The organism is Shewanella sp. YLB-07 (assembly GCF_009377275.1).
This window is the reverse complement of record NZ_VOQB01000007.1, coordinates 155435-169427: the sequence shown is the minus strand read 5'-3', so window position 1 is coordinate 169427 and position 13993 is coordinate 155435. Positions and strand designations below refer to the sequence as shown.

Annotated in this window: 9 protein-coding genes; 3 read left to right on the top strand and 6 right to left on the bottom strand. The window is 47.2% G+C overall.

What is annotated here, in order from left to right; all coding sequences use genetic code 11:
* Window positions 1-152: 152 nt before the first annotated feature.
* Window positions 153-1100, top strand: coding sequence for a hypothetical protein (locus FS373_RS16785; RefSeq protein ID WP_152829913.1), 948 nt, complete (start codon window positions 153-155; stop codon window positions 1098-1100).
* A 165-nt stretch (window positions 1101-1265) separates the two neighbouring features.
* Window positions 1266-1514 (top strand): hypothetical protein, encoded by a 249-nt coding sequence (locus FS373_RS16780; RefSeq protein ID WP_194165870.1) that lies wholly within the window; start codon window positions 1266-1268, stop codon window positions 1512-1514.
* 7 nt (window positions 1515-1521) lie between these two features.
* Here the strand turns inward: FS373_RS16780 and FS373_RS16775 are convergent, their stop codons facing one another.
* The 6 genes from FS373_RS16775 to FS373_RS16750 form a co-directional block, all read right to left on the bottom strand.
* Window positions 1522-2181 (bottom strand): DsbA family protein, encoded by a 660-nt coding sequence (locus tag FS373_RS16775; protein WP_416221766.1) that lies wholly within the window; start codon window positions 2179-2181, stop codon window positions 1522-1524.
* Window positions 2182-2186: 5 nt separating this feature from the next.
* Entirely contained in the window at window positions 2187-4208 is a 2022-nt protein-coding gene (gene recD / locus FS373_RS16770; RefSeq protein ID WP_144046765.1) for an exodeoxyribonuclease V subunit alpha, read from the bottom strand.
* Complete coding sequence (gene recB, locus FS373_RS16765; RefSeq protein ID WP_152829911.1) at window positions 4205-7942, bottom strand: exodeoxyribonuclease V subunit beta; 3738 nt, start codon at window positions 7940-7942, stop codon at window positions 4205-4207. Before recB ends, recD begins: the two co-directional genes overlap by 4 nt.
* A complete protein-coding gene (recC, locus tag FS373_RS16760) occupies window positions 7942-11544 on the bottom strand; it encodes an exodeoxyribonuclease V subunit gamma (protein ID WP_152829910.1) in 3603 nt (1200 codons plus the stop codon). Before recC ends, recB begins: the two co-directional genes overlap by 1 nt.
* A gap of 367 nt (window positions 11545-11911) precedes the next feature.
* Window positions 11912-12319: a bactofilin family protein gene (locus FS373_RS16755; protein ID WP_152829909.1), complete on the bottom strand. Its 408-nt coding sequence runs from the start codon at window positions 12317-12319 to the stop codon at window positions 11912-11914.
* Window positions 12229-13173, bottom strand: coding sequence for a M23 family metallopeptidase (locus tag FS373_RS16750; protein WP_152829908.1), 945 nt, complete (start codon window positions 13171-13173; stop codon window positions 12229-12231). The genes FS373_RS16755 and FS373_RS16750 overlap by 91 nt, the downstream gene beginning before the upstream one ends.
* A gap of 353 nt (window positions 13174-13526) precedes the next feature.
* On the opposite strand from FS373_RS16750, the gene FS373_RS16745 reads away from it, so the two are divergent.
* A complete protein-coding gene (locus tag FS373_RS16745) occupies window positions 13527-13931 on the top strand; it encodes a CopL family metal-binding regulatory protein (protein ID WP_144046761.1) in 405 nt (134 codons plus the stop codon).
* The last annotated feature ends 62 nt before the right edge of the window (window positions 13932-13993 follow it).

Sequence of the window (13993 nt, the reverse complement as noted above, 5' to 3'; positions counted from 1 at the left end):
ATTCCCTATAACAAAGCAAGGCACAACCGCACAGCAAGCTGTGCTGGATCCTGCGTCACTCGCCTGTGCTTGCAGGTGTTAGCTGTACAAGTATTTGCATCATACCCAAGTGGTCAGTCATAATAGTAAAAATAACCAACGGATTGAATATAATGAATTTATCAGCGAAGAAACTTGAGTTACATTATTATTTTAATGACTCATCTCATTCGATGAACGCATTAATACGTAACCATTGTGAAGCTGAATTTTTAGCAATTGCTATTGAAATTGCTAAAGAGCTAAATTTCTCAATTCAGTTAGAGTCAGAAGCATACCGTGAAGGTGGCTTGAAAGAAATTTGGAAGGTCATAGGGAAAAATGGGGTTCAAGTTTCTTTACTTATTTCAGTTATTGCCATTGTTACCTCAAGAATCCCTATGGGCGATCCTGAATTAGCTGATTTACAAAAACAGAATTTAAGATTAAGCATTGAAGAAAAAAAGCTAAGAATTCAAAAATTAAAAACAGAATTAAAAATTGAAGATGTTAGCGAAAAAACCGTTAGGGAAGTCGCAGCAGCTTTAGAGACTAATCTTAAAATAGTTACAAGAAAGTCCAACTTTTATAAGAAACTTAATCATTATAATAAAATTGATAAAATAGGCTTCTCTGCTCTCGATCAGAATAACGCCCCCGTAGAAAATGAGCGTATGGTTTTACGCCGAAATTTTAAAAACTTTATCATCCATTCGCATAATCTCCCCCCTATAGTGATCGAAGAAGCTTTAATCGAAATTGTCGCACCAGTCTTAAAAGAGGGCCGGTATAAGTGGAAGGGTGTTTACAATAAAGAACCTATTTCATTTTCGATGAATGATAAAGATTTTAATGCTGATGTGCTTGATGAAATCATTAGCTTTAAGCATGGCACCACAATTGAGTGTGTATTGCTAATTCATCAAAAGCTTGACGAAACTGGTGAACTACAAATTACAGGTCACTCTGTTTCAACTGTCATAAGAAAAATTGACGGTGGAGAAGAATTTGAAACACTTCAAGGTAAAAGATATAAATTTAATAAAAATCAAGTTGATTCTCAAGCAGACTTATTCGCCTAAGTACAGCTAAAATAATTTGGGTCAGAGCAAGAGGGATCCCCACGAATTTAATAGCATGCTTGTGGATCCCTAACTAATTTTTTCAGTGACGAAATAGCTGCTCGCTAATGGTGTTTCAACAGCTTCAATTTCCTATCCTTGTATGCCCTTAATCCAATAATTGGTTTGAAAAAGATAGGACAGGCACATCTTTATTATCTTATGTTGATCACGCCCATCGTCGCCTTAGCTGTGTCGAGCCTGTTTGAAGATGACCATTGGTCTGTGTATTCGAGCTTAGGTTTGAGCTTAGGTTTAAGTTTAGTGATCACAGGTAACCTGCTGGCTCAGATGAAGCCAGAGACTCTGGTGCTGGCTTATAACCAGCTCAAAACGGTGATCAACAAACAGGAGTCAGGCCTTAAGTTACGCTGAGATAAACTTATTCCATTTTATTTAAGTCGTTGTTTAAGCTGTTGATTAAGTGTCGATAGCTGGTTTGATAATCCAGGTAATCAAGTGGTATCGGGCTAAGGCTGCCATTGTGTTCCAGCACTAAAGAGGGAAAGCCTTGAATGGGCAGTGCCTGAACCTGGTGGATTTCTGTCATCAAGCGATGGTTTATCGCCTCACTACTCAGTTGCAGGGCAAACTCTTTGGGGTCTATGTCTAAGTTTATGGATGCGGCAATTGATATTAGGGTGGTAAGATCCGATGGGTTCATGGCTTTCAAGTAGTAGGCCTGCTGAATGCCATCAAGCATGGCTTGTTCTAGACCTTGCTCCCGTGCGATCAAGGCGGTGCGGCACGCCGGATAGGTCGAGCGCCTAGGCTGGCATTGGCGCCAGAAGTCGAAATTAAACTCGGTGCCAAGCTCAACCGCTATCTTATGCCAGGTCTGCTCGAGAAAGGCTTTCATCTCTTCAGGCATAGGCAGGTCTGAATCAGGGGCCAGACCGCCAAGACGATATTCGACGCTTATTCCTGACTCTTTTAGCGCTGCCCTGAGCTTATTCCAGGTTGGGGCATAGCCCCAGCACCAACTGCACATAGGATCGTAGACGTAATAGAGTGTTGGTTTGCGGCTATTGTTCATTTGCATATTGTCTAGTTCCATAGTCGCCTCGCCAGTCCAGATGAGCGCTTGGTTGCCTGTAGGCTAGCCTGCTCGAAGACGGTTTGACTCCCCAGACAGGTAAACTGATGCTTGGCTCGGGTGATGGCCGTATACACCAGCTCCTTGGTGAGTAGCTGTTTCTGCGCCTGGCTGGGCCAGAGGGGGAGCACCATGGCGACCTTGCTAAACTCACTGCCTTGGCTCTTATGTACCGTCATGGCAAAACAAGTATCGTGGCTCGGCAGGCGAGCGGGGAGTACCTTTAAGATGCTGCCATCGGCTTGGATAAAGTGAGCCATCAGGCGAGGGACTGCGCCGGTCGCTTGTTGGTGGGCGCTATCGGGTAAGATGAGGCCGATATCACCGTTAAACAGGCCTAAGTTATAATCATTGCTCTGTATGATGACGGGGCGTCCCGGGTAGAACTCGTGTTCCGGCGAGATTAATTTGGCCTGTTTCAAGGCGTCTTTGACTCCTTGATTGATGCCATCGACGCCGTATTCGCCCGCGCGCATGGCGCACAATATTCGGAACTCGTTGTAACACTCTATGATATCCAGAGGATCACTTTGCGGGTCTTTAGCCATTTCCAGATACGCACTGTAGTGACTCACAGACTGAGTCAATAACTGCTCGAGTCCAGCATTTCCTGTGCTTGTCTTTTGATGCTCAATCCAATGCAGCTCATCGTATCCTGATTGCCACACCTCCATGATGCGTGACTTATCTGAATTATTGACGGCACCTGCTAACTGGCCGATCCCCGCGTCGCCCTTAAATCTATGGCTGTGCATCAACATACATAAACTGTCACCTATGCCTGGGGATGCGCTGATGAAGCCACTTAAATCATGACCTGTTAGCTGAGATAAACGTTGGGCATAGGCAGCCGAGTAACGCATCTGCCATTTTTCCGATTGGCTCTTGTCAGCTTTGAGCCCGGCGCAGATATCGGCGAGTACGGCACCAGCTTCGACTGAGGCCAGCTGATCCTGATCGCCCAGCAAGATGAGCCTGGCATGGCTAGGTAAGGCCGACAGTAACTTGTGCATCATGGGCAGGTCGACCATGGAGGCTTCATCGACTACTAATAGATCCAACCTGAGAGGATTATCCTTGTGGTGGCGAAATTGAGGCGAGTTGGGGATCACGCCGAGTAATCTGTGCAGGGTCGATGCTTCCTCGGGAACCCGGCTTAAGCTATTGATATCGATTTTGTCGGCGAAGGGGGCCAGTTCAGATTTTAATCGTACCTTAGAGGCCTTGATTGATTCACTGAGTCTGGCGGCTGCCTTACCAGTTGGGGCGACCAGCTTGATGGTCAAGTCGGCTTTTTGGGTCATTAGAAACAGGAGTTTGGTGACTGTGGTAGTTTTTCCCGTGCCCGGCCCGCCGGTTATTACTGCCAGGCGTTTGGTGAAGGCGGTGGCCGTGGCTATCTTCTGCCAATCATACACAGGGGACTCAGTGGCCGCATTTTTTGGGAGATTGTGGGGAAACAGTATGTTCAAGGTCTCCTGCGTCGCAGTGGGTAGCCCTTGGACCTCATCTTGGGCAAGGTATCTAAGTTTGTCTGCTACCTGAGTCTCAAATTGATAATAGCGCTGCAGATAGAGGGAGCCTTGATCTAATACCAGAGGCGTCGAACTACTCTCCTGCAGGCTATTTTGAGGGACACTATCTTGAGGCACCCCAATCGCACTGAACTGACTCAATAACGTCATGAGTTCATCGTGACTGCAGGTGATGCGGCACTGGGGTTCTTGCTCATTCATGGGGTTATTTAGCGATATCTGCTCTATGGGCAAACAGGTGTGCTGCTGGGAAAGCTGATGACTGAGCAGGGCACATATGAGTAGAAATAACTCATTGTGAGACTCGTTGTGCTGGTCAAGCTGTTGTCGATGAAACTCAGCTAGCTCGAGTGCAAAATGACGATCCAGTGGGGTGATGAGTCGCTCGGTTTCCCATGATTTAAGCAGGGCTTTTATGGATTGCTTTGACTGGATCATAACTTAAGCCCCATCTGATCATTATCTATTGCCGCCTGTACCGCTTTTTTGTGCGCCATATCATCCATAGGTGGTGTTTGTTTACTGTCAAATAGTGCGTCTAGGGCCTGGATAAGTGCTTTAGGCGGCTTATCATAGAAGATCCCTGACAGTGGTGAATCCACCGACATGCCACGCAGGAAGAGGTAATAACTGCCACCAATGTGCTGGTCATAATCGTAGTGGGTCATTCTCAAATTTAAGTATCTGTGCAGGGCTAAGGTATAGATGATGTACTGCAAGTCGTATCTGTGGCTACGAATGGCGCCAGCCATAGCGTCAACACCATAATGAGAAAACTCATCACCCAGATGGTTCGATTTGTAATCGGCGATAAAAAATTGTCCTTTATGCTCGAAGGTCAGATCGATAAAGCCTTTAAGCATCCCCTTGAGGGATTCAAAATTGAGTCCGGCGCTGTAGCCATAACCTTCGAGCAGCTCATTGAGCTCATCCGCTTTAAGCTGATCAATGGGCAGATAAAACTCCATCTCCACCAACTTTTGACTCGGGGTCAGCTGAGCGAGTGTCAGTGAGCCATCTTGGGTCAGGGGCGCATCGAGAATATCCAGATACCAAGTATTGAGCATGCTAAACCAAGACTCATCGATGCCATATTTCTCCATGGCGACGGGCAGCTGTACTGGCAATTCAGCCTCGGCCAAGGTGAAATCAATCAGCTCAAGCACTAAGTGCATAAAGCTACCGGCATTGGCACCACGCTCGAAGGTAAATCGAGAAGGAGTCGAGTCGACTTCATCCTGGATTATCTCAAGCTCGGGGAAACTTTCATCATCGGCGCCGGGGGCAACACGCTCATGGGGCAAGTCTTTGACTAACCCAGAGTAACTGCCCACTCGCCATGGGGTATAGCGTTTACGTTTAAGCTTTCTGGGGGCTAAGGTAAGCTTTTTATCTGTGACTCTGACCAAGGATTGCGTCGAGACATCAGCTTCAACTTCACTGACACTGATGGCATCACAGATTAACGCTTGGGCCTGGGTTTGAATGCGAGAAAAATCACAGGCTTTATCTTCTATTCCCAGCAGGTAGCCAATGCCGGTCTCGTGGAGTTGACTGGTGATCCCGGCTTTTTTGGTGAAGCGGCTATGGTTGGCGATATAGAGATAGCATTGATAAACCGGCCGCGTGATGGCGACATATAACAAGCGCAGATCTTCGGCTAAGTTTTCCCGTTTATGACGCTCCCAGCCTTCATCTGTTTGCTCTATGTCCCATATAAGCCGGTTGTTATCATGGTAAAGCATGGGGGCTGGCTTACGGCGATTATCCCGGGCCAGACTGACAAAGGGGATGAAGCAGACGGGATACTCGAGTCCCTTACTCTTATGTATGGTGACGATTTGCACTAGGTTCTGTTCACTCGCGAGCCTGAGCTGTGCCTCTTCGTTGCCATTGTTGGCGATAAGGGCTTGCTCGTACCAGTTAACCAGGGCGCTAATACCGTCCAGCTCGGTAGCCTTTTGTTGTAACAGTTCGGCTAAGTGCCTGAAATCGGTCAGACGTCGCTCGCCATCTTCGCCTTGGAGTAGGCGCTCGATAAGCTGAGTCTCATTGGCCAGACTGAGCAGGGCGGGCATGATCCCGCGCCTCAACCAATGTTGATGCAGATTATCAAATTGTTCCAGCAAGTCTTGCCTAATCATTTCATCTTGGTTGAATCCATGAATTGCTACGGCGTCATAACCCAGTAAGGAGGTGGCTAGGGCTGAGCGCAATGCTCGCTCATCTTTAGGCGTGGCTAAGGCGTGTAACACCAAAGCCAATTCCCGGGCTTCTAAGGTATTAAATACGCTGTCGCGGCTTAAGAATACCGAGCCAATATGGCGCTGAGATAATGACTCACGTATTACCCCAGCTTCGTTTCTATCACGCACCAGCACGGCGATATCTTGGGCTTTGAGCGCCTTACCACTGATGCTGCATTGACCCTGTTGAGATTCCGTCAGCAACCTTGTTATTTCGGCAGCGGCGTCTTCGGCTAAACGCTTTCTGGCGCTGGCTTTGTTGAGTCCCTTATCCGGGTCTTCGCTCAGCAGCTTTATTTTCAGCGCCGAGGTGTCTCTATTTTGTTCGACGAATATTTTCTTATCGGCGAAGGGGGACGGCTGCACCGACTCGAACACAATCGCCTCATTGATAAAAGGATCGTCTCGATTCTCAAACAGGGCGTTGACCGACAAGACCATGTTGCGGCTAGAGCGGTAGTTGGTGCCTAAGCTATAGTGCTGCTCGGTTTGCTCTCGGGCCTGAATATAGGTGTGAATATCGGCCCCCCTGAAGGCATAAATGGCCTGTTTGGGATCGCCAATCATCAAGAGACTCACACCTTTGGATGTTGGCTTACTCTGGCTATTATCAGCGCTATTATCGGTGTTATGGTCTGATTTTGAGGTCCATCCTTGTTGATAGATCCGGTTAAAGATGGCGAACTGCAGGGGATCGGTATCTTGAAACTCATCGATGAGGGCCACGGGAAAACGCTTGGCTATCAGGTTAGCCAAGCTATTGCTGTTTTCATTAATATCACCAGTGTCCGGCCGCAGGGCTTGCTCCAGAGTGAGCAAGAGGTCATCGGGCGTCATCAAGTTACGCTCAGACTTTTGCAATGAAAAACGTTTCGATATGCCGTCTCTGGCACAATAGAGGAAGCTTGGAATGAAATCTTTGATGAGTAAACACAGCCGCTCGATATGATCCAGCACTGGGGCTTGTTCCGGGGTCGGGACTTCGCCGCCTTTATTGAGTTTTAGCCCGCTCAGGGAAAGACTCTCCATCACCTTCAACGGTGGCAGGCTGGTACTGAACTTACACCAGTTGTCCATGTCATCGAGCATGATGGCCAATTTGGGGTAAGCGTCAGGCTTCTTACCGAAACGTACGCCATTGAGGGGCAGGGAATGCAGTAAGGTCTCTATAGCTTCACGTTCTCTGGGCCAGATGAGCTTGAGTCGGCTCATGCTCTGTGTGAGCGTGCCCTGGAGCGTGTTAAAGTCTTCCGGCTGTGGATGAGCATTGGCCTGACTCGCACCGAGCAGAGGTCTAAGTTGTTTAGACAGGGCGTCGGGGTCGGCAAACTTTTTCTGAATGATCTCCGCAAGGCACTCAGGTAGCGGATAACAGTGTTCACGCCAAAAATCGCGCACTGCATGGTGCAGAAACTCGCTGTCATCCAAGGTGAATTCTGATTCGAACAGCAGAGATGACTCAAAAGCCATGTCGGCCAAAATTCGCTGACAGAATCCATGGATGGTAAAAATTGAGGCTTCATCCAGAGACTTGAGTGCCAAGTCCAGACGTTTAAGGGCCAAGGGACGCATCGATTCTGGCGTGGCGCCGTGCAGAGACGCGAGCAGTTCATCACCGGTATCTATGCCGATAAAGTGGCGGTAGGCCAGTTGGATCTTGTTGCGAATACGATCCCTGAGCTCGCCGGTAGCCGCATTGGTGAAGGTGACGACCAATATCTGCTCACAGGTGAGGGGGCTGTCGATGCCGTGACCGAGTAACAGGCGCACATACAGGCCGGCTATGGTATAGGTTTTGCCAGTGCCCGCACTGGCTTCTATCAGACGACTGCCACCGAATGGCAAGGTGAGGGTATCTAAGGGCTGAGACTGCTTAGGCTCTATAACCGGGATAGTCGGACTCGTTGTTGAAGGAGTTGATGGCATTACTTCTCTCCTTGGCTTGAGTTGGTTCCGCCTTCGACGAAGCTGGCCAGCTCACCGAGTTTGTCTTTGTGATACAGGCTAAGCATGGGGCTGAGTAATGTCATGGCTATGTGTCCGAACTCTTGTTCTGTAAAATCATCAGGAAAACTAAACAAGCGCTGATAGTGAGGCTCCATGGCTTCACCTAATTGACTCTGCTCATCGAGCCACTGACTCTGAGCTTCGAGTAATTTGTCTTGATGATCGCCTTCGGCTTCAACATAGGCGAGTGCGGTTCTCGGCATAAACATCAAGGGGTGAACCTGTCCCGACTGGAAGTAAGCTAACCAGAGGCTAAGTTGAGCCTTAGCTTGCTCATGTGCCACGGGATGAAAAGCATGGAAATGACCGATATCTAACAGATAGCTAATATGTGGCAGCTTGTTAGTCGCCTTATTTGAGCCCATGGCGCAAATACACAGATGTCTGATGTAGAGGCGGATAAGGTCTCGTCCATTGGCGGTGCCAGGGCGGTAGTTCACCAGGCCTTTGGCGCAGAGGTCATCGATACGTCCGACTAAGTTCATCGGTTCATTTAAGCCATCGGCTTGGGTGAAGCTAAGTGCTATATCCATGGAGCGCTGGTTATCGCCCTGAAGATAGACGGCGCGGCCGATTAAGGGTTGAATGTCATGCAGGTATTTATTGAGCAAGAGATTATCGAAGGGCTGAAGCGGCAGCTCACCGCTGGCTTTTAATCGCTGCAGTAGCACCTCATCCGGGGCCTCTAGTTTCTGAGATATGGCGTTGTCCAGTAAACTTGCCTGGAGCTTGTAGCGCTCAAGAGGATTGAGGCTAAATGGCTCATCGTTATCGTCGGCCTGAATATTCAGGCTTAAATCGACCTTGAGGGTTCGATTGAAGAAGTACTGGGCCGGGTTTCTGAAGAAACGGATAAGGGCGGAGACTTCAAGCTCATTATCAACTAATACATCCGCCAACTGGTTGGCTTCAATGGTTTGGGTTATCTTGAGTCCAGCATCGATAAAGCGCTTTTCCTGCTTAACCCCATCATCATCCGTTTGACTCGGACACCACTGCGCTGAGTAACTCTGCTTTAGTCGATGATCTGAAGTGTCTTCTCGCGCTTGGCTTAGATAGAGACGCTCATCGAAAGGTTGCAGGGGTTGCTCGATCAACAATTGCTCGTGGATGGCCTTCTCTATGGCGGGGATATCAGGCTTATTAGCAGATCCTTGATTGAATGCATCTGGCTCAAGATCTTTTGGTTTAAGGCCTTCTAGTTCAAAGCTTGCTGGCAGATAACAGAGCTGACAGTACTCCACTAACTCAGACACTAGCATAGAGGGAATGCGTTCAGAATTATCCCGTTCGCTGTGGCCGATATAACTGATGTAGAGTTGTTCTCTGGCCGAGAGAATCGCCTCGAGAAACAGGTATCTGTCATCTAGGCGGCGGGAGCGATCGCCTTTTCGTGGTCCAAACTGAGCCACAAGGTCGAAGCCTACCGGGTGCTGAACTCTAGGGTAGACGCCATCATTCATGCCGACCAGACACACCACTTTAAAAGGAATGGAGCGCATGGGCATCAGGGTGCAGAAATTGACACTACCGGCCAAGTATCTTTGGCCGACGCGGGATTCACTCAAGGTGCTATTAAACCAATTCTGCAGCACTTGGGTATTGAGCGGCGTCACCTGTCCGGCTTCGACGAGCTCTGTTTTTAATTTGTTTATCGCTTCGCGTATGGCTTGTAATTGAGGTAACTCCTCATCGTCGACCTCATAAAAATCATCAACAAGTTGGGCGAGTTGCCCCATGCGATCTTCTATTGAGCAGGTTTGTCCGAGCACCTTTTGATAGTCATCTAAGGTCTCAATAAAATTGAGTAACTTGCCCAGGGCCTGGGCAGATTGGCCCTCGATCCCCTTTACCAATAAGGTGTCTTGGTAGAGTGGGGCATCATCACTGAAGGCGTAGCCCAAGATGAGACGCTTGATGCCAAAAGCCCAAGAGTTTTTATCGAATGCCGGTAGAGACTGGGCGGCGCGGCTGGTTTCATCACGCCCCCAACGCACTCCGGCTTGCTCGAGCCAGTGGCGAATTAAGGTCAGTGCCTCGTCATCTAAGTCGAAACGTCTGAGCACGGCCGGGACTTCTAAAATGCCTAAGATGTCGGTTAAACCAAAGCGACTCTGGTTGATGGACAAAATATGTAGGAAGCTGTTGATCAGCGGTGATTCCTGGGCCGCGCCTCTATCTGCAATGGCGTAAGGAATATAATGCGCGCCGTGTTTCGCCGAGAACACGGCGTCAATATAGGGGGCATAAGCGGCGACATCGGGCAACATGATAACGATATCCCGGGCAAGCAATGGCTCGTTTGGATCGTCTGGTGCTCGGGAGAGCATGTCGAGCAGATGATCATGCAAGGTCTCAATTTCCCGTAGCGGGCTGTGGCAGCTGCGAAGGGTTAAGGAGTCATCGGTTTTAGCCAGAGTGCGCCGTCCATCGAGCGTCAGGTACAAGGAGGCATCGGGGCCTAAGCTTCTATCTCGGGTACTGAGTTCGAGAATGTCATGTTGAATGCCGCTGAGTAGATTACCGACACCTGGGTCTTGGTAACACTCGAAGTTAAAGTTGGCGTGTTCTTCAGGAAGCTCGAGGATCAGATCCAGTAGCTCGCGGCCCATCTTGCCATTATTGGCCAGCAGGGGATTACCCACTTCGAGTTTATCTTCCCAGTCTTGCTCAAGCTTTTGCTTATCGGCATATTCCAGTGCCATGCGGGCACGCAGCCGGGGATCGACAATATCGCCCCAATAATGCTGACAGGGACTCAAGTTCAGCATGATCACATCGATGCGTTTGGCCAGATGATAGAGTACATCTAATGTTTGCGGCGCCATGGAGGATATCCCGAACACGAATAAACGTCTTGGCAGCCCTTCGAGTGAGGTGTCGGGGTTGTCCAGGGCATCGAATAAGGATTGATGCAGGTTTGCCCTGTGGTATTGGCTCTTGCCAAGATCTTGGTTATTAAACTCAATCAGGGCACGCCATAATATCGGCTGCCAGGCCTGAGCCTGGGATAATTTGTCGCCCCTAGGCGGGAGTGTGGGCTCATTGGCTTCCCAGGCAGCAATCCAATCCGGGCGGTAAACTAGGTATTGATCGAAGATATCGGCTATCTGGCCGCATAGCTGAAATAGTTTCAGTGGATTGTCTTGCTCTGGCTGGTCTTGCCCAGATGTAAGGTAGTTATTTAGTGGGGCGAACTCTTGAATAGCCAATAGATCTGGTAATAACTCCATCAGTTTCCAGGTCATGGCAGGTTTTGTGAAGGCATTTTCCTTGGGCACGTCGGGCAATAATATGTGGCACAGTTGCCAGATGAAGCTCGAAGGCAGGGGGAACTCCAGCGCCGCGGCTATCTTGTTCTTCTTGGCAACTTCCAGTCTAAGCCAGGTCGACATCCCCGGACTTTGGACTAGCACATGCTCAGGCATTAACACAGGCATACCGGGAATGGGAGTTCGTAACTCCTCGGCTAGTTGCGCCGAGAGTGCTTCCATTCGATTAGACTGAACAAGATAGAGCATGACAATTCCTAAAGAAGAGTTTGAATAATCTATATAAAATAGAAGACTAGAGTTTATATACCTTCAAGAATTAGCTGCAATGAAGCGGATTCAAATAGGTGAAACCATTTTATGTGATTGAATTTAGATGTCCAATGAAAGCCATGATTAAAACGACTAACTGATGCTTTTTCATTAATACCAAATCGGTATAACTGTAAGGTTTCTGATTAAAATGGGGAACAGTGTTTGACGTGGTTTACAAGGATCTATGTTTAAAGAAGGTATTGTTAGCCATTTCACCTATAGGAATTACTCATAATAAGTTAAGAAAATGGCCAACATTTAGTCTATTTTTTGCTGTTACTCACTACAAAATAGCGAGGGATTATGCGGTTTTTAAGGTTTCAACATTTGGAGTGTTATGTTCAATAACCAGATCTTTAATACTTAATTGGGTTTCTCCCAGGAAGCATCCCCCAAGCTCTATGCTCAAATTATCACTGTAAATTTTTCCACTGATTTTACCATTAGCCAAAATTTGTATGGTATCAGCATAGCAATTGCCTTCTACTAGACCGCTGACGATGAGTTTGTCTGCCCACAGTTCGCCTTTTACTCTACCTTCATTACTGACGATAATTGTTTGCTGTGTATTCATTTTTCCTTCGATAAATCCGTCAATTTGAATATGGCCGGATAACCTCAGCTCGCCGGCGATATGGCAGCCTTTTGCGATGACAGTTGTAGTTGTGAGCTCACCCTTTGCTCGACTGTTTTTACTAAGTAATCCCATCGTATACCTTTTTGTTTTTCAAAGAGAGAGTCAAAGTTTTCCAGATCCCATTCAACAAAGTTCCTTGGGTTTTTTGGCCGTCCAACAAAGCGCACTTCATAGTGTAAATGCGGTCCGGAGGATAAGCCGGTATTTCCCGAATAGGCAATTAAATCGCCTTTTTTGATAAAGGCTCCCGCTGAGACATTAAATTTTTGTAAATGTGAATAAGAGCTGCTTATCCCAAATGAATGTTGCAAACGAAGGAAGTTGCCAGACCCCGTATTACTCGGACGAACCACTTCTACAACACCATCAGCGGTTGCATAAACTGGCGATCCAGTATTGACCGCATAATCAATTCCATTGTGACTGCGTTTCTTACCTGTAATTGGGTGAGTACGCGTGCCAAAGTTAGAAGAAATTCTGGCATTTTTAACCGGAGCACCATTAGGCAATTCTTGTAGTAAAGCGATCCTCACTGCTGATGTAATAGCGGCAGTATCTAGCCTACTCTGTAATCCGGGCTCATCTTTTATCGTAACACCTAACATATGCTCCAGATCGCCGAGTCGATTAGAGACTTGTAGCAGATGAGATTCTCGCATTGTCAGGTCTTGTTCGAGTTGCTCCTTCAACTTCATCAAAACATCCAGGTCCTCTGATAATTCGATAGATTGAATTTGCAAAGAGGCTTGTTTCATCTTGGCATCAATAGCAGTCTCAGACAGGTAAACTAAGGCCATCAGGATAAATATGCTGACGAAAATAAAGCATAAAAAAGCCCAACGTATCCCTCTTTGTGATCGTTTATCTAGCCTGAAATGTCTTGAGCCATTAATTGTTGAGAATGAAACTGTAACTAGATTTTTCAATTGTGATTCTTCAATAAAACGTTAGCTGCCCAGAGGTCAGCAATATATACTTAAAAAGGCGACAATTATAACTCATAAATGAAATTATTTCTCTAAAGTTCAGTGGTTTAACAATTGTTGCTGGTGTGGCTGGCTGATTGATTATCTTGTTTGTAAAACTGAGTGCTTGCCTGTGTTTTTACTTAAGTAAATATACATTCCACCTGAATATAGATCCTAACCTTGATGAAAATATTAGATTAAAAATACCCGTATTGAGTATCATGAACAGCTAGAACATTTAAAATTGGGTTTAAAAACGACACGCCCTAGGTTATGCTAGAAAAGTTAATCGTTTTCTAGTTGAGGTCATCTTGAATATAGGTAAAGGAGTCATCTTGATGTTGATGCTACTGACATTTGTCGGTCAGGCATATGCGTCTGTGATCATGCCTTACTCTATGTCCATGGACATGTCTACAAGTACCATGTCTCAAAACTCCATGTCTCAAGATACGATGGAGATGAGCCAGGATTCGATGCAAGACCCTGATTCGGCACATTCCGGTATGTCTCACACCATGACAAACGATGAGCATCAAGATTGCTGTAAGAGCGTATGTAATTGCGCTATGGGCTCTTGTTTCTCAGTGGCTTTAACCATGGCACTGCCTGAATTAGATATAACAACACATCCTCTACTTAAGATGAGTGTGTTCAAGATGACAACCCTTAATCAATATCCCTCTTCGCTTTACCGTCCTCCAATACTCGCCTGATAAGGCATAGATCCGTTTAAATTTTACGATCTTAATCCTTTGTTGCTAACTGCGTCGCACAT